Here is a 16449-nt window from a genome sequence, read left to right as displayed (position 1 = left end):
GGGGCTTCCCTCGCCGCGCACCCAGCAGCCCGAAAAAACGACTGAAACCAAACGGATACCATTTCATGCCAGCAGCGACGAACACGAAGAGAAACCTGGTGACGGCGGCGCTGGTGGCGCCGGCCGCGGCCTGGTTGATGATCTTCCTCGTGCTGCCCTTCATCGCCATGCTGGTCTTCGCCTTTGGCGAGCGCGCACCGGAAGGCGGCTATCAGGCGGCCTTCACCTTTGCGCAATTTGCCAATCTGCCGACGCGAGCGGCGGCCTTCTGGAACACGCTGATCCTGGCGCCGATCGGCGCGCTTGCCTGCCTGCTGATCGCCTATCCGGTCGCCTACTACCTCGCGGTCAAGGCAAACCCGCGCTACCGGCTGATCCTCGTGTCGCTCGTGGTCGTGCCCTTCTGGACCAGCCTGCTCGTGCGCACCTATGCTTGGATGTACATCCTCGGCTCCCGCGGCATCCCGAACCTGCTTTCGATGATCGGCATCGAGGACGTGAGGATGCTGAACACGCCGGGTGCAGTCCTGCTCGGCATCGTCTACGGCTACCTGCCGCTGATGATCATGCCGATCTATGTGAGCCTCGAAAAACTCGACCGCCGCCTGCTCGAAGCCTCCGCCGACCTCGGCGGGAGGCCGGTGTCGACCTTCTTCGGCGTCACCCTGCCCTTGTCGCTGCCGGGGGTCATGACCGGCGTCGCGCTGGTGACGATCCTGCTGCTCGGCGAATACCTGATCCCGCAGCTCTTGGGCGGCGGCAAGGTCTTCTTCATCGGCAATGCGCTGGTCGATCTCTTCCTGCAATCGCGAAACTGGCCCTTCGGCTCGGCGATCGCCGTCACGCTGGTTGCCGTCGTCGTGGTGATCCTGATGGTGGCCATGCGCATCGCTTTCCGCGTCGCCGGCACAAGACAGGTGGATCTCGTCTGATGCGCGCTTTCATCTCCTCCGTTTATCTCTTCCTCTATGCGCCGATCGCGCTCGTCGTGCTGTTCTCCTTCAACGCGGGGCGCAACGCGAGCGAGTTCACCGGCTTTTCGACCGCCTGGTACGGCAAGGCGCTTGGCAACACCTTCCTGGTCTCGGCCCTCCAGAACAGCCTGTTGATCGCCTTTACCAGCGCCACGCTCGCCGCGATCTTCGGCACCATGGCAGCCCTTGGCATGGAGCGGCTGGCGCCGCGCAACCGCGCGATCTTCGATGCGCTCTTTGCCGCTGCCATTGTCGTGCCCGGCGTCGTCATCGGCATTGCGACGCTGGTGGCGCTCGTCGCCGTCTTCTCCTTCGTCAACCCGGCGCTCGCCACCATCTGGCCGGGCGAACAGCCGCCGCAGCTGGGGCTCGGTTACGGCTCGATCATCGCCGCCCACGGCCTGTTTTCCATGGCGCTGGTGACGATGATCGTGAAGGCCCGCATCGCGAGCCTCGGCCGCGATATCGTCGAGGCATCGAGCGACCTTTACGCGACGCCGCTCACCACCTTCCGGCTGATCGTGCTGCCGCAGATCCTGCCGTCGATCCTCGCGGGCTTCCTGCTCGCCTTCACCTTCTCCTTCGACGATTTCATCATCGCCTTCTTCGTCGCGGGCTCGAAGACCACGCTGCCGATCTACGTCTTTGCCTCGATCCGCCGCGGCGTGACGCCCGAAATCAACGCGATCGCGACGCTGGTGCTCGTCGCCTCGCTGCTTCTGATCCTGACCGCCCGCATCCTGATGCGGGAAAAGAAAACGAAATCCGGGGAGTGAAACCATGATCCTGAAAGACCGGGTCGCGATCGTGACCGGAGCGGGCTCCGGGATCGGTCAGGCGGGTGCGGCCATCATGGCGCGCGAAGGCGCCCATGTCGTCGTCGTCGACCGCAGCCTCGCGGCAGCCGCGACCGCCGTCGAGGCGATCGCCGCCAAGGGCGACAGCGCCGAGGCGTTGGCGATCGACGTGACGGACGACACGGCGCTTTCCGATGGCATTGCCGATATCCTCTATCGCCACGGCCGCATCGACATCCTGCACAATCATGCCGGCGCGCAGGTTGCGGGCGATCTGGAAGAGGTCGAGGTCGCCGGTTTCGACCGTTCCTGGAACCTCAATGTCCGCGCCCATTTCATGGCCGCGCGCCTCGTCATGCCGTCGATGCGGGCCGCCGGCCGCGGCGTCATCCTCAATACCTCCTCATCTTCGGGCGTGCTCTACGACCGCGAGATGATCGCCTATACGACGACGAAACATGCCGTCATCGCCATGACCAAGCAGATGGCCGGCGACTACGCCCGCCACGGCATCCGCGTCAACGCGCTCTGCCCCGGCTGGGTCGACACGCCCTTCAACGAGCCTTTCATCGCCCAGATGGGCGGCCGCGGCGCGATCGAATCCTATATCCGCGAAAAGGTCCCGCTCGGCCGCTGGGCCAGCGTCGAGGAGATCGCCGAGTCGATCCTCTTCCTCGTTTCCGACCGCTCCTCTTACATGACCGGCCAGATCCTGGTGGTGGATGGCGGCGAGACGGTGGTGTGACTGCCGGGCGCTGAGGACATTATGAAGGGCGGACTGGGCATACTTGCGATTGATTGACGGCGAGATCGGCACTATCAGGTTGGGCCGAAGGCGGTGGACGCGGCGCTATCGCGATGACAAGGACCCGACATGAAGACACTGTGCCTCTCGCTTGTGATCGCTGCCGGCAGCGCCAGCGGTATTCTTGCTCAGGACATAGATTACCCGCGCCGGAAACTTCCTGAGGACCAGTTCTTGTCATATCTGGGAACCGCTGCGGTCGCTGCTGCCGCCTGCCCAGGTTTGGCTGCCAATGAACAGTTTGCAAACGGATACGTGCGCGCGACTGGCGTGGCGCCTGAGTTTCATCGCGCCTTCGGCGACTCAATGGACAAGGCCCAGGAAGATGCAAAGCGCGACCTCAACGGATTCTGCGGTGCCGCGCGCACTTTGCTGTCCTTGCAGAGCAGAGTGGCCGCCGTCCCGCTGCTCGTCGATAGCTCCGATAAGCCGGCCAGGCAGAAGTGACGAACCGCTGCTCCATCACGCCCCCGGAACCACGCCCCGGCACGCCCAAGCGACCGCCGCAAACGACCGCGGCCCATCCGGCTGGCCGGCCTGGTAGGCCGCCCTGACCGCCGCGTCGATCTTCGCCCGCTGCGCGGCATCCAACCCGCCGATATATTTGCCGAGCGGTCCCTCGCCCGCCGAAATCGGCCGCCAGAAATCGTCGAAAGACAGATAGTCCATGCGGATCGTCAGCGACGTCTGCTCGACGTTTGCAAGCCCATGTGCGGCAAAACTCTGCATCATCTCACCCGGCCGCATCATCGGCTGAAAACAATAGCGACTGCGCACCTGCTCGGCATTGGCGTCAAGCATCGCCGCCACATCGAGCACCATGCGCATGCCCGGCATGCCGCCGAAGTGATCCCAGACAGCGGCGGCAACGACGCCGCCCGGCCGCACGACTCGGCGCATCTCGGCGACCGCTTTCCCCGATTCCGGGACGAAATGCAGCACCAGCAGCGCCAGTGCCCGATCGAAGGATGCGTCGGCAAAGGGCAGCGCGCAGGCATCGGCCTGCTGGACCTTGATCCGCGGATCGGAATTCGCCTTGTTCGTCGCCTCGACGAAGACGGGCGAGAAGTCGATCGCGGTAATCTCGCTGACATCGGCCGCACGCGGCAGCGCAAACGTCAGGCTTCCCGTGCCGCAACCGACGTCCAGCACCCGCTCGCCGTCGGCAACGCCCGCAAAATCGATGAACAGCGGCGCAAGCTGCCGGCTCCACCGGCCCATCAACTGTTCGTAGCCGGCAGCACTCTGCACATTGAAGCTCGATGTCATGATCGCCTCCGGGCAGTGAGGTTTGCATTGTAACGTGGTGCAAGCGCGACACCAAGACACCGGCGTACCTCTCGAGCGCCGTCAGCAGCAACGGTGGGAGCAACGATTGTCAGGTCGCCTGCGTGAGCGGGCGTGATTTCGAGAATGGCCAAAGCGGCAAGGAAGTCAGGAAGATTGAGGCGTCGGAAGCAGGTCGCCCGGGATCTGCTGCAACAATCCTGCCAATCGTTCCTGCCAATGCGGATTGCGCTGTCTCAGCGGCCCTAAAGCATCGCCTGACGCGTTTTCCATTTCGCTCGTCAATGCGCGCGATGAGCGAGCTTCTGCAAGACGCCCGGCAGCCGCATAACAGCAGGCCAGCGTTTCCTGGACCGGTCGCCATGCAGGGCGCACTTTTTGGGCCTTCACGGCAGCAGCGAGCGCGTTCGTTCCGTCGCCTGCAAACAGGTGGGCGAGCGCCAGAAAATTCAGCCAGACGAAGTTCTGCGGGTCGTTGGCGTTCAACATGAGGCCGTGCTCCAGCGGCGCTATGGCACCGGACGCGTTTCCCCTGAACAGCTCCGCCATTCCGAGGACAAGGTGGCCGAGGGCGAAACTCGGGCTGATCTCGATCGCCCTTTCGGCGGCAAGAACCGCCTGCTCGGGCGCATTCGCATACGCGCTGCAGATTGCCAGCGCATAGTGTGTGTACGGGTTCTTTTCGTCGAGCCGAACGGCCGCCAGGGCTGCGTCCAAACCCTCCCGGATGTCCTTGGAAGGATGCTCGCTCCACCCATACGCGACGATGCCTGCGCTCACGCGACCAAGCCAGAGATGCGCTTCGGCAAGCTCGGGATCAAGCCGACACGCCTCCCTGAACAGCTCTCGCGCCATCAGGTGGGTCCGCCGGCCAACCTGGTGAAAATACCAGGTCCCCTGCCGCACGATCTCCCACGCCGTCAAATTTCCCGTGTGCCGCGACGCCGCGGGGAATGATGCCGTCTTCAACAATTCCGGTTCTATTGCGCCTGCAACTCTCTCTGCGATGGCGTCTTGAACTGCGAATGCCTCTTCCATTTCCAGGTCATACCGTTCGGCCCAGACCTGGCTGGCGCAGCTGGTTTCGACCAGTTGCGTGGAGACCCGAAGACGGCCGCCGGAGCGGCGCACGCTTCCTTCGAGCACGTAATCTACATCCAGGTCTCGGCCCACCTGCTTGGCACTCACCGACCTGTGCTTGTAGACAAAACTTGAATTGCGCCCGATAACCCGAAACCACCGAAATCGCGTAAGCGCTGTGATCACGTCTTCGGTGATGCCATCGACCAGATAGGACTGTTGCTTGTCGCTGCTCAGATTTGCAAACGGCAGGACCGCGATCGATGGCCGGCCCGGGTCCGCGGGCGACCCTGGCAACGCCGGCGGCGCATCAGGGGCAGGATGCAGGCTATTCACCCGGCCGGCAAAACGATACCCCGCGCGCGGCACGGTGGCGATCCATTCGCTGCCCTCCGGTTGAGGGCCCAGCATTTTGCGCAAGGCAGCGATCTGAACCGTGAGATTGCTCTCCTCGACGATGGCCGCGGGCCAGGCTGCCTCCATCAGCGCGGACTTGCTCACAACCTGCATCGGCGTTCGCACCAGCGCGTGCAGCAGCAGCAAGCCCTTATGGCCAATGGCGACCCGCCGCCCTTCAAGCGTCAGTGCGCCGCGCTGCATGTCAAGGATGAATGTCCCAAACGCGAACAGTTGCGGCTCGACGCTATCGGCCACGACTTCTTCGGAAGAATTCGGAAGTTTTCGCCCTTCCATTCAGGACTCCAGCCGGTCTTCTTGCGATCCTTTTGCGCAGGTCACCAGACTACCACAGAGGAGGCCGAAACATGACGATTTCAGAAGAACGAACCGACGCGCGACCAGGCTTCTCGGGGGCCAAGGCCCTCGTTTCCAAAGGAGACGCCGGTTACCGCGCCGAACAGGGGTCCGATTACCTGCCCGGCGTCAGTGCGGAGTCCGTTGGCTCCACCACACTGTGGCTCGGTATCGCGACGATCCCGCCTGGAAAGCGCACCAAGGCGCATGTGCATGAGCGCCACGAGACGGCCTTCTACATGTTGAGCGGCGAAGAGTTGGAACTGTGGAGTGGCGACGAACTCCAGCACCGGGATGTGATGCACCCGGGAGATTATCTCTACATCCCCGCCAACGTCTTGCACGTGGCCGTTAATCGGGGAGATCAACCAGCCGTCTTTGTCGGGGCGCGCAACGAGCCCACCGCGCAGGAAAGCCTTGTTCTCTATCCTGAAATGGATTCCCGCGTGCCATGACAGGTGTGAGGCTGCCTATGGCAAAGCCGCAGCTTCTCACACCTTCACATGCCCGATGCCCTTGGCGGCGATCTCCTCGAAGCTCTCGTCATAGCCGGCATCGGCATAGCGGATGACGCCAAGCGAGGTGTCGTTGGTGAGCGCATAGTCGAGGCGCTCGTCGGCCTCGACCGTGCCGTCGGCAACAACGGTCACGCCGCAGCTGGTCATGTAGCCGGCATAACCGCCGCCGCCGGAATGGACGACGACGAGGTCGGCCATTGACGAGCAGAGCAGCATGGCGTCGAGCAGCGGCCAGTCGGCGATCGCGTCCGATCCGTCCTTCATCCGCTCGGTCATGATGTTGGGATGCGCCATGGCGCCGGCATCGAGATGGTCGCGGGAGAACGCGATCGGGCCTTTGAGTTCGCCAGACGCCACCAGTTCGTTGACGCGCCGCGCCAGTTCCGTGCGTTCGCCGTGGCCGAGCCAGGCGATGCGGGCCGGCAGGCCCTCGAAGGGAATATGCTGGCGCGCCAGCCTGATCCAGTTGGTGACGATGCGGTTGTGCGGAAACATGTCGAGCAGCAGATCGTCGATCCGGGCGATGTCGCTCTCCTCGCCGGAAAGCGCCATCCAGCGGAAGGGGCCGATGGCGCGGGCAAAGAGCGGACGCAGATAGGCCTCGGTGAAGATCGGGATGTCGAAGGCATTGGCAACGCCGCCCTCGCGCGCCTGGGTGCGGATCAGGTTGCCGTTGTCGAAGACTTCCGCGCCCTTCTGCTGGAAGTCGAGCATCGCCTTGACGTGCTCGACGATCGAGGCGCGGCTTGCCGCCATCAACTGTCCCTGGCCGTCGTCGCGCAGCGACTTCACCTGATCGAGGCTCATGCCCTTCGGCACGTAACCGTAGACAAGGTCGTGCGCCGAGGTCTGATCGGTCACCACGTCGGGCACAATGCCGCGCCGGGCGATCTCCGGATAGATCTCCGCCGCATTGCCGACGAGGCCGACGGAGAGTGCCCGCTTGTCCCTCACAGCCGCGTCGATCATCGAGAGCGCCGTATCGAGATCGGGCGCGATCTCCTGCAGATAGCCGATCTCCCGGCGCTTCTTCGCGCGCTCCGCGTCGATATCGATACAGAGGATCGCCGCCCCCGCCATCCGTCCGGCAAGCGGCTGGGCGCCGCCCATGCCGCCGAGGCCGGCGGTCAGCACGAAGCGGCCGGAGAGATCGCCGCCGAAGCGGCGCTCGGCGATGCGCATGAAGATCTCGTAGGTACCCTGGATCACGCCCTGGCTGCCGATATATTGCCAGGCGCCGGCGGTCAGGCCGCCCCAGCAGATCAGCCCTTTTCGCTGCAAATCATAGAACACCTCCGCCTTGGCCCACTGCCCGACAATGTTGCAATTGGCCATGATGACGAGCGGCGCCTTGGCATGGGTCTTCAAGAGCCCCACCGGCTTGCCGGATTGGATGATCAGCGTCTGGTCCTCGTCCATTTCGATGAGCGTTTTCACGATCGCCCGATGCGCCGGCCAGTTGCGCGCCGCCTTGCCGAGCGCTGCGTAGACGACAAGATTGTCCGGATCCTCGCCGACCGAGAGCACGTTTTCGAGGAGGCGCAGCAGCGCCTCCTGCCGCCAGCCCTTGGCGCGCAGCTCGGGCCCGCCGGGAATGGGGAAACCTGGATGACGGGGGTTGGCCTTGGGCATAGTCTCGTTCCTCTTTGTTGTGTCGGCGGGGTACTTGCCCCAATCATTCGCTGCGACGAGGTCGCTGCCACCTCTTGTTTACGGCGGCGGAAGCTTGCCGCCGCCTCGCATTCGTGGCGCCGCAGGTCGCCGCGCCTCACGTTCGTGGTGACGGACGGCAACGGCCCCTCACCCTAGCCCTCTCCCCGCTCGCGGGGAGAGGGGACGCGTTGTGCTTGCCTTGCCGGCCCATGCCACGGCCACGTACACGCAGTGGCTGCGCAAACCGCTCAGCGCTTGCCACACACACCGCGGCTGCCTGTCGATCTCGTCCCCTCTCCCCGCCTGCGGGGAGAGGGTTAGGGTGAGGGGCAGATCGCTAAACTCAAGGTCAGGGCAGACCCACCCCCTCTCACTTCGGCGGCAACGTCTCGACGAACGCTAGCGCCCCATCCAGCAACCGCCGACGCAGCGCATCATCGCCATAGGCATCCGCCCCTACGCGCACCCAGCCATGCATCGCCCGCCCGTTCATCACCATCAGCTCGATATCGGGCAGCGCAAGCGCCCAGCCGTCATTGCCCTTGCCGAGCCGGACGAGCAGCGAACCCTCGCGGGCGCCAAGCAGAAGGTTGCCGTGAAGCAGGTAAGCCCAACCGCCGAACATCGCCTTTTCCGAGAGCCCGGCGCGGTCGCCGAGCTCTTCGCGGATCAGTTCTTCCAGTCCGGCATCGCGCGCCATGAGCGTCCTCCGTCAGGTCCGACCGGAAAGCGCATAGCGCGCAAGCTCGATGCCCATTGCCTTTTCGACCGAGGGATAAACCGTCGGGTCGAGCACGCTGGAAGACAGCGGGATCACGGTCTTCGGCACATGCAGCACAAAGATCCTCATGCCCACTTGCAGCTGGCCGACGCTCAAAGGCTCACCCTCCGGCGACAGCGTGGTGATGACGTCGGGGAAGGTTGCAAGCCGCGTGCCTTCCGCAGAGTCAATCGCCATATACTCGTTCATCACGTGCAATACCGTTGAGTCAGCGCCCTTCCCCAGCGTCACCGTGCCTATATCGAAGGCTTCCTTGGTATAGACGACGGATTTGTCGGTGATCGTGCCTTCGGCGAGGATCGCGCCGTTGGTCGTCTTGACGATGGCATCGATCACCGCGCTGCCGCCCTTCGCTTCCGCCGAAATGATCGCCTCGCCGAGCGCCAGCGCCAGTGAAATACCGCCCAGCGCCGCATTGGCTTTCACATAGGATGCCCTGACCGGATTGCGGCAGGACGCAATGAAGCCACCGGACATGTCGGAGGCGGTGCGCAAAACCGGCGAGACCTTGGCCGTGGCGCCGCGCACCACCAGTTCGATGTAGCGGTTCTCCTCGCGGTTTCCCCCGACCGCTGTCTGGATCATCGGCTCGGGCGAACCGGCAAGGCCGATCGAGCCCATGTCGCCGGTCGGATGCGCGCGAATGTCGCCGACCGCGTCGACCACCTTGGTGCCGAGGATCGCCGAGGGCAGCCAGCCGTTCAGTGTCGAAGACTTGCCGTTCTGGCCGATGATCAGGCCCGAAAGCTTCTCGCCGAGCGCCTCCTGCAAGAGCTGCACGGCCTTGACGTAGTCGACGCCGCGCATCTCCCAGGGCGTGGTCGAGGCCGGCGCGCCGATCGCCGCCGCCGTCGCCACCCAGTCCTGCGCATCGAGTTCGTCGATCGACACCAGCTCGGGCTTGCCGATCGACACCGCGGCATAGCCGAGCATGCGGCCATGATCAGCCCAGCCACCGCCGCCGGCCGCATAGACCGAACCGCCCTTGACCGCTGCCTCGACGTCCTTTTCCTTCAGTATCCGGCCCATCTCACATCTTCTCCTGCAATTTCTTGTCGAGCCGCTTCACCGCATCGAAGAGAACGGCCGCGCCGAGCGCGATATCGTCGTTTTCGGCCCACTCCTCCGGCGCATGCGAGCGCCCGCCGAGGCAGGGAATAAAGATCATCGCCGAACGGGTGATGCGTCCCATCCAGGCGGTGTCGTGACCGGCGCCGGAGGCCATGCGCCGATGCTTGGCGCCGATCGCATCGCAGCTTTCTTCGAGCGTCGAGAGCAGGAGCGGATCGCCCGGCGTCGGGTGGTTGTCCGAGATCACATTGGCGGGCGGAATCGTCACGCCCGATGCCTCGGCGACGCCCTGGCAAAGGGAGCCGAGCGTTGCCAGGAACCGCTCCATCTGCGGCCGCAGCTCGGCACGCGCATCGATCAGCAGTCGCACCCTCGACGGCACGACATTGGCTGCATTCGGCTCGATCGAGAATTCGCCGACCGTCGCGGTGAAATGCCCGTCGCCGCGAGAAAATTCTGTCGCCAGCCGCTCGATCTCCAGCACCAGATGCGAGGCAGCGACCAGCGCATCGCGCCGATGCCCCATCGGCGTCGTGCCGGCGTGATCCGCCTGTCCCTCGACGATGATCTCGATGCGGGTGATGCCCGAGATTGCGGTCACGACTCCGACATCGAGCCGGCCAGTCTCCAGCACCGGCCCCTGTTCGATGTGCAGTTCGAGGAACGCCTTGATGTCGGAGCGTTTCGAGCCGGAAAGCCTGGAGGGATCACCGCCGACCTCGACGATACCCTGCCTGAGGCTCAAGTCCCCTTGCGTGCGGCTAAGCCAGCCGTCCGGCAGCACGCCCGCCATGCCGCGGCTGCCAACACAGGAGACGCCGAAGATCGACACTTCCTCCGCCAGGAAATCGACGATCTCCAGATCGTGGTCGAGCTCGATGCCGTTGTCGGAAAGTGCGCGCGCCACTTCGAGCGCGGCCGCAACACCGGCGATGCCGTCGAAACGGCCGCCATCCGGCACCGTGTCGGAATGGGAGCCGAGCAGGATGGTGCCGAGCGCCGACTTTTTCCCCTTGCGCCGGCCGATCAGGTTGCCAGCGGCGTCGATGCGGGTTTCAAGCCCGGCCGCACGAAAACGCCGATCGAGAAAGGCCCGCCCTTCGAGGAACAGCGGCGTGAAGGCGCGACGCGTATAGGGCCGGTCCGGCTCGGTGATCCCGGCGAGACCGTTGACGATCCCGGCAATACGGCTCGCATTGACGGGCAGATTGGCTGGAACTTTGTGGGCGGTCTTGCTCATTTCGCCTCCTGAAGCGCCAAGGTCGGCAGCGGCCGGACAAACCGTCCGACACCCGGTTCGGCCAACACCTGGCGACCATCGAAGGCGAGCCTGCCGCGCAGATAGGAGGCAGAGACACGCCAGGGCAGCCGGATGCCGTTATAGGGCGACCAGCCGACAACGTTGTGACCGCTTGCCGCCGCATCATAGACATAGGGCTCCGGCGTCATGACGATGATATCCGCATCCTTGCCCGCTTCGAGCGCGCCCTTCTGATGGTCGAGGCGGAAATGCCGGGCCGGGTTCAGCGTCATCAGCTCGGCTGCGCGCGTCAAGGGAATGCCACGCTCCAGCGCGCCCTTGACGAAGAGCGGCACCATGACTTCCAGCCCCGGCACGCCAGATGCGTTCGCCAGCATGTCCGGATTGGTCTTGCGATCCTCAGACCAGCTGACGTGATCGGTCGAGACCATCGTCACCGTGCCGTCGGCCACGTGCCGCCAGAGCTTTTCCACCTCGGCGCGCGGGCGGATCGGCGGATTGATCTTGGCCTTGCCGCCGAGACGGCGGACATCGTTCTCCTCGTCGAGCGTCAGGTAGTGGATGCAGCACTCGATCGTCGCTTTGTAGCCCTGGGCGCGATAGGCGGCGGCAATCTCATAACCGCGTCCGAGCGAGCAGTGCACCACATGCGCCGGGCAGCCGGTAGCCGCCCCCGTCTCGTAAATCTGGTTGGTCGCAAGCAGCTCCGTCAGCGGCGGGCGCGACAGCCCGTGGGCGCGGTAGTCGGTGATACCGGCTGCCTTGACCTTGTCGATCGCCGCGCGCACCGCCTCGTCGTCCTCGTTGTGCACGCCGGCAGCAAGCCCCGTCGGCGCGATGGCGCGGAAGCAGTCTTCGAGCAAAGCTGCCGGAATGCGGGGGAAGCGTTTGGGATCGGTGCCGAAGGTCGAGAACTTGAAGGCAGCGACACCGCCCTCCACCATTTCGAGAATGCGCGCCGGTCCCTCCTCCGGATCGACCGTGCCATAAAGCGCGAAATCGACGCGCGCCTGCGGTCCCGCATGGTCGATCTTGCGACGCAGCGCGTCGGCCGAGCAGACGAGATTGCCTTCGTCATAGGGCATATCGACGATAGTGGTGACGCCGCCGGCCGCCGCCGAGCGGGTCGACCAGATGAAATCTTCCTGGTTCTTCTGCGACAGCGAATGCACCTGCGCGTCGACGGCGCCCGGCAGGATCAGCGCGTTGCCGAGATCATGCCGCTCCCGCGCAGCCGGTGCCGCACCCTGCCCGACATGCACCACCTTGCCGTCGCGCACCGCCACGTGGCCGCCCTCGACGATCCTTTCGGGGAGAACAACGGTGCCTTTCAGAACGAGATCGAAATCGGACATGCTGCTCTCCCAATCGGATTATTTGTCGAGCGCGAAGAAGTCGTCGAACTCCGGCATCGGCGCAGAGGCGACGAAGGAGCGCAGGAGATCGTGGCAGGTGAAGGCAGTCTGCAGCGCCTCGATCTCCTTCGAGAGTGGCCGGTCCTTCAGATAGATCGCGCTGACGGAGCGGGTCTGGTCGTAGGCCCGCTTGACGATCCCCTGCGGCTGGTCGCCGACGAGGTCGATCGCCTGCGCCGAAAGCATCGCCTCGATCGCCGCCAGTTGGCGCAGGTCCCGCACCTGCGTTTCCATGCGCTCGACGATCAGCGGCAAGAAGGTCGCCTCCTCCTCGAGCCCGCCCGCCACCACGATCGACTGCGCCGAGAGCGGCACCGCGAGCGACTGCACGCGCATGTAAAGTTCGACCGCAAGCTTCATCAGCGGCCCGAGCCCGGTCGCGACCTCGCCTGGCGCCACCAGATTGACCGAGAGATTGCGGCGGCCGCCATTCGCAAGAAGGATGCAGCGGTTCAAGACGTTGCGCGCCGCATGCGAAAAGGCGATCTGCGCCGCCTCGATGTAAAGCGTCGTCGTCAGCGGCAGCGACGCGCCGGAGGAATGCACCTGTCCGCCGATGACAACAGGGTTGTCGTCGGAGAGATAGGTCTGTTCCACCAGCCGGCCGGCCGCAACCAGCAGCGTATCGACCACCGCGCCGAACACCTGGGCGGTCATGCGCAGGCTCAAGGGATCGTGGATCGCCGTCGGCACCGGCCAGTCGGAGATGCCGGATTGGCCATAGAGCCATGAGCCGACCACCGCCTCGCCGCGGGTCGAGAGTGTTGCTGCCACCCGCCAGGGATCCGCAGATGCTCCGAGCGCTTGCGACGACATGACCCCGGTGACGAGCAGCACGCGGATGGCCGAAGCCGCTTCGCGCAGCACATTGGCGGCGGCCGAAAAGGCGATGGCGTTGACGCTGAGCGCCGCCAGCGCATCGCGCGGCTGCATCACAAAGGGCTCCAGGCTGGCTTCGGCAAGCGCCGTCTCGGCTGAGACGAGCCGCCCCTGGTAATAGGCCTCGCCGACGCCCGTCAGCACCGAGGCGATCTGGCCCATCAGGCCGATATCGGCGCAGCCCATCGATCCGTGGCGACGCACCGCCGGAATGATATCGTGTTCGCTGAGGGCCAGAAACGCCCGGATCAGGTCCGGGCTGCAGCCGGTATGGCCTCGCATGGCGGTGTTGACGCGGATGGCGATCGCCATGCGCACGATCGCCGGCGCAAAGAACTCGCCGGTACCGAAGTGATGGGCGCGCACCAGCGAGTTGTTGAACTCGGCAAGATCGTCGGCCGTCCACAGCCGATCCTTCATCGAGCCGACGCCGGTGTTGGAGCCGTAGACCGGCAGTCCCATCGCGATGCGGTCGGCGATCACCTTGTGGGCGGCCGCCACCCGCTCCATGCCGCCGCCATCCGCCACCAGCCGCACCCGCCCCGCCCCGATATCCTCGAGCGTCGCGAAATCCAGCGGTTTTCCGCAGAGAACGATGGTCTTGACCTGGTGCAGCATGCCGATACGGATCCTCCCGCGCATGGCCGCCTAAGCTTTCGATGGGGTGCGCGGATGCTCTGGTGTCTCGCAACCGACGCTCGAAAATGCCGGTTCGCAGGATGCATGCTATGCGCTTATCGCACGTCCATGCTATATCCCAAATCTGGAACGGGTGATGCCGAATTGAGAACAGCCGTTCGGCGTTCGTGGTTTCCGGGGATTTGGCTATGGATCTGGCGACGATCGTGCTGGTCGATGCGGTGCTGCGCGAAGGGGGCATTCGCCGCGCAGCCACGCTTGCAGGTCGCGCACCGTCGAGCGTCAGCGCCGCCGTCAAACGCTTCGAACAGGCGGTCTCGATGCCGCTCTTCCGGCGCGAGGAAACCACACTGGTCCTGACGCTGGAGGCGCGCAGTCGTGCAGCCGATGTCAGGCAGGCGACCACAGGCATTGCCGGCATCCTGGCGCTCGCCGGCAAGGCGGCAACCGACCCCGTGCCGCCGATCGGGCTCGTCGCGCTCGACCGTTTCATCCGGGTCGCCCGCTCCGGCAGCATCCGCGCCACGGCAAAGGCGCTCGGCCTCGGCCAGCCGCAGCTGACGCGACAGATGGCGGACCTCGAGCGCCATCTCGGCATCCGGCTCTTCGAGCGCTCCCATGGCGGCATCCTTTCGACCGCGACCGCCGAGCGGATCATCCCGCTCGTCGAAGCCCTGCTCGATATCTGGGCGCGGCTGACCCATGCCTCCGCCGATCGCTTCCGCCGCGATGTCGCCACCTGGCGGCTCGGCGCCGTCATGCCGCTTGGTCCGGAAAGCGAGATCGCCCGCATGCTGGCCGCACTGACGGCGAACTGGCACCGCGCCCGCCCCCGTCAGCCGCTGTTCATTTCCAGCACCACGGCCGACGAACTGCTTGTCGGCCTGCGCAGCCGCCGCTTCGATGCTGCCCTGCTCGATGTCGCCGAGATCCCGGCCGACTGCGACGGCCGGCTGGTGTCGCAGACGCCGCTGGTTCTCGCCGGCCCTGCCTCCGCGCTTTCGGACCTGGGCGGCAACCTGCCACGGTTGCTCGCCGCCTGCCCGATCGCGGTGCCGAGCGTCAGGAGCGGCCTTCGCCGCGAGGCGGCCCGCTTCCTCGACGACACGCTCGATGAAGCCGAGCGGCGGCGCATCACCCTCGTCGAGGTCGATTCCATCCCCGTGATCATCAACCTCGTTCGTCAGCACGGCTATCTCTCGGTGCTGCCGCAATCCTCACTCGCCCGCGTGCATCGCCCGCCGGCCATGATCCGGCTCGGCCCGGCCTATCGGCAGTCGCTGACACTCGTCTGGCCGCGCGGCGCCTTCGCCGCCGAGATCGGCGAGCTGATGATTTCGATGATGAAGATGACCGCCGAGACCAGTTTGCTGGCGGAATCAGTTCCTGATCGTCGGCTGCCAAGCGCCTGAAACGACTCTGAAAATTCCCGCTTCAATCGATACTTGAAGCCGCGCTCAGCTCTTCAGCTTCAGCCGCCTGCGGGTTTCGCTCGGGCTTTCGCGGTAGTGCGCCCGGTAGCTGCGCGAGAAGGACGATGACGAATTGAAGCCGGAGATCGCGGCGATGTCGGCAAATTCCATCCGCGTCTCGATCACCTTGCGGCGCGCTGCGTTGAGGCGGAGCGCCAGGTAATGTTCATGCGGCGCCACCCCCATCGTGTCGCGAAAGAGATCCTGCAGGTGCCGGGTGCTGACGCCGATGCGGCGGGCGAGCCTTGCCAGCGTCAAGGGCGCCTCCACCGTTTCCTCCATCAGCTTGACGGCAGCGCCGACGCGCGGATCGAGAATGCGCATGTTGCCGATCGTCGGCATCTGCAGGAGATCCCCGCGGGTGCGCTCCTGCTCGTAGATGAAAAGGCGGGAGACTTCGAGTGCCAGCGAGTAGCCGTGCGCCCGGCGGATCAGTTCCAGCATCAGATCGAGCGTCGGCAGCGAGCCCCCCGTCGTGATGCGCTTGCCATCGATGACGAAGCGCTCGCGCACCATCGTCACCTGCGGGTAAGCGGCGGTGAAATCCTCGAAATCCTCCCAGTGGGTGGTCGCCTTGAAATTGTCGAGCAGGCTGGTTTCGGCAAGCAGCCAGGAGCCGGATTCGATACCGGCCATCAGTTCGCGGTGCCGCGCCGTCTGCGACAGCAGCATCTTCAATTGCGAGGTGGCGCTGCGCTCCCAGTTGTAGCTCGAGAGGATGAAGAGCGGCGACGTCTCACGCTGCGGCCGGAAGATGCCGGAGACCGGAATGGGAATGCCGCTCTTCGTCTCGATCGGAGCTCCATCCGGACTGTAGATCGTCCAGTCATAGAGCGGCCGCCCGGCGATGCGGTTGGCGGCGCGCATCGGCTCGATCACCGAGGCGATGAGGATCAGATTGGTTTCCGGCAGCACCAGGATATCGACGTGCTGCACCTGCGAAACGCTCTGATCCATGTCCAAACTTCTCCGCCCTGTCGCCGATAATGTATAGGATGGAGCCGATAATGAAAAGCAGAGCGACCTTTCTTGGCTCGTAATGAGCGCAATAAAAGGGAGACAGC

15 protein-coding genes are annotated in these 16449 nt (G+C 64.9%); 6 read left to right on the top strand and 9 right to left on the bottom strand.

Annotation, left to right across the window (positions count from 1 at the left end):
* Positions 1 to 65 precede the first annotated feature (65 nt).
* The 4 genes from M2267_RS05795 (at position 66) to M2267_RS05780 (ending at position 3023) form a co-directional block, all read left to right on the top strand.
* On the top strand, positions 66 to 932 hold the full coding sequence (locus M2267_RS05795; protein WP_429113158.1) for an ABC transporter permease: 867 nt from the start codon (positions 66 to 68) through the stop codon (positions 930 to 932).
* Positions 932 to 1750, top strand: a complete 819-nt coding sequence (locus M2267_RS05790; protein WP_429113155.1) for an ABC transporter permease — start codon at positions 932 to 934, stop codon at positions 1748 to 1750. The genes M2267_RS05795 and M2267_RS05790 overlap by 1 nt, the downstream gene beginning before the upstream one ends.
* 4 nt (positions 1751 to 1754) lie before the next feature.
* Positions 1755 to 2516, top strand: a complete 762-nt coding sequence (locus M2267_RS05785; RefSeq protein ID WP_043624751.1) for an SDR family NAD(P)-dependent oxidoreductase — start codon at positions 1755 to 1757, stop codon at positions 2514 to 2516.
* A 129-nt stretch (positions 2517 to 2645) separates the two neighbouring features.
* Positions 2646 to 3023 (top strand): hypothetical protein, encoded by a 378-nt coding sequence (locus M2267_RS05780; RefSeq protein WP_043624748.1) that lies wholly within the window; start codon positions 2646 to 2648, stop codon positions 3021 to 3023.
* 15 nt (positions 3024 to 3038) lie between these two features.
* Here the strand turns inward: M2267_RS05780 and M2267_RS05775 are convergent, their stop codons facing one another.
* Both M2267_RS05775 and M2267_RS05770 read right to left on the bottom strand, forming a co-directional pair.
* The gene (locus M2267_RS05775; RefSeq protein WP_429113153.1) at positions 3039 to 3845 is read right to left on the bottom strand and encodes a class I SAM-dependent methyltransferase; all 807 of its coding nucleotides are present in this window, start codon (positions 3843 to 3845) and stop codon (positions 3039 to 3041) included.
* A gap of 165 nt (positions 3846 to 4010) precedes the next feature.
* Complete coding sequence (locus tag M2267_RS05770; protein ID WP_429113151.1) at positions 4011 to 5636, bottom strand: winged helix-turn-helix domain-containing tetratricopeptide repeat protein; 1626 nt, start codon at positions 5634 to 5636, stop codon at positions 4011 to 4013.
* 71 nt (positions 5637 to 5707) lie between these two features.
* On the opposite strand from M2267_RS05770, the gene M2267_RS05765 reads away from it, so the two are divergent.
* Positions 5708 to 6151 (top strand): cupin domain-containing protein, encoded by a 444-nt coding sequence (locus M2267_RS05765; protein ID WP_429113149.1) that lies wholly within the window; start codon positions 5708 to 5710, stop codon positions 6149 to 6151.
* A gap of 36 nt (positions 6152 to 6187) precedes the next feature.
* On the opposite strand, the gene M2267_RS05760 is transcribed toward M2267_RS05765, so the two are convergent.
* The 6 genes from M2267_RS05760 to M2267_RS05735 all read right to left on the bottom strand — a co-directional run bounded on the left by M2267_RS05760 (position 6188) and on the right by M2267_RS05735 (position 13892).
* On the bottom strand, positions 6188 to 7846 hold the full coding sequence (locus M2267_RS05760) for a urocanate hydratase (protein ID WP_429113147.1): 1659 nt from the start codon (positions 7844 to 7846) through the stop codon (positions 6188 to 6190).
* Positions 7847 to 8237: 391 nt separating this feature from the next.
* Complete coding sequence (locus M2267_RS05755) at positions 8238 to 8567, bottom strand: TfoX/Sxy family protein (protein WP_429113145.1); 330 nt, start codon at positions 8565 to 8567, stop codon at positions 8238 to 8240.
* Positions 8568 to 8579: 12 nt separating this feature from the next.
* Positions 8580 to 9677, bottom strand: a complete 1098-nt coding sequence (locus M2267_RS05750) for a DUF917 domain-containing protein (RefSeq protein ID WP_429113144.1) — start codon at positions 9675 to 9677, stop codon at positions 8580 to 8582.
* Between the two features lies 1 nt (position 9678).
* Complete coding sequence (locus tag M2267_RS05745) at positions 9679 to 10959, bottom strand: Zn-dependent hydrolase (protein WP_429113142.1); 1281 nt, start codon at positions 10957 to 10959, stop codon at positions 9679 to 9681.
* Positions 10956 to 12335 (bottom strand): dihydroorotase, encoded by a 1380-nt coding sequence (locus tag M2267_RS05740; RefSeq protein ID WP_429113140.1) that lies wholly within the window; start codon positions 12333 to 12335, stop codon positions 10956 to 10958. The genes M2267_RS05745 and M2267_RS05740 overlap by 4 nt, the downstream gene beginning before the upstream one ends.
* Before the next feature lie 18 nt (positions 12336 to 12353).
* Positions 12354 to 13892, bottom strand: a complete 1539-nt coding sequence (locus tag M2267_RS05735; RefSeq protein ID WP_429114496.1) for an aromatic amino acid lyase — start codon at positions 13890 to 13892, stop codon at positions 12354 to 12356.
* A gap of 209 nt (positions 13893 to 14101) precedes the next feature.
* On the opposite strand from M2267_RS05735, the gene M2267_RS05730 reads away from it, so the two are divergent.
* Positions 14102 to 15325: a LysR family transcriptional regulator gene (locus M2267_RS05730; protein WP_429113139.1), complete on the top strand. Its 1224-nt coding sequence runs from the start codon at positions 14102 to 14104 to the stop codon at positions 15323 to 15325.
* A 45-nt stretch (positions 15326 to 15370) separates the two neighbouring features.
* Here the strand turns inward: M2267_RS05730 and M2267_RS05725 are convergent, their stop codons facing one another.
* The gene (locus M2267_RS05725) at positions 15371 to 16342 is read right to left on the bottom strand and encodes a GlxA family transcriptional regulator (RefSeq protein WP_429113137.1); all 972 of its coding nucleotides are present in this window, start codon (positions 16340 to 16342) and stop codon (positions 15371 to 15373) included.
* Positions 16343 to 16449: the final 107 nt, after the last annotated feature.

Source organism: Ensifer sp. KUDG1, assembly GCF_050434285.1.
Taxonomy (GTDB): domain Bacteria; phylum Pseudomonadota; class Alphaproteobacteria; order Rhizobiales; family Rhizobiaceae; genus Ensifer.
Note: the sequence above shows the minus strand (reverse complement) of the source record. Positions and strands in the feature narration are given on the sequence as shown.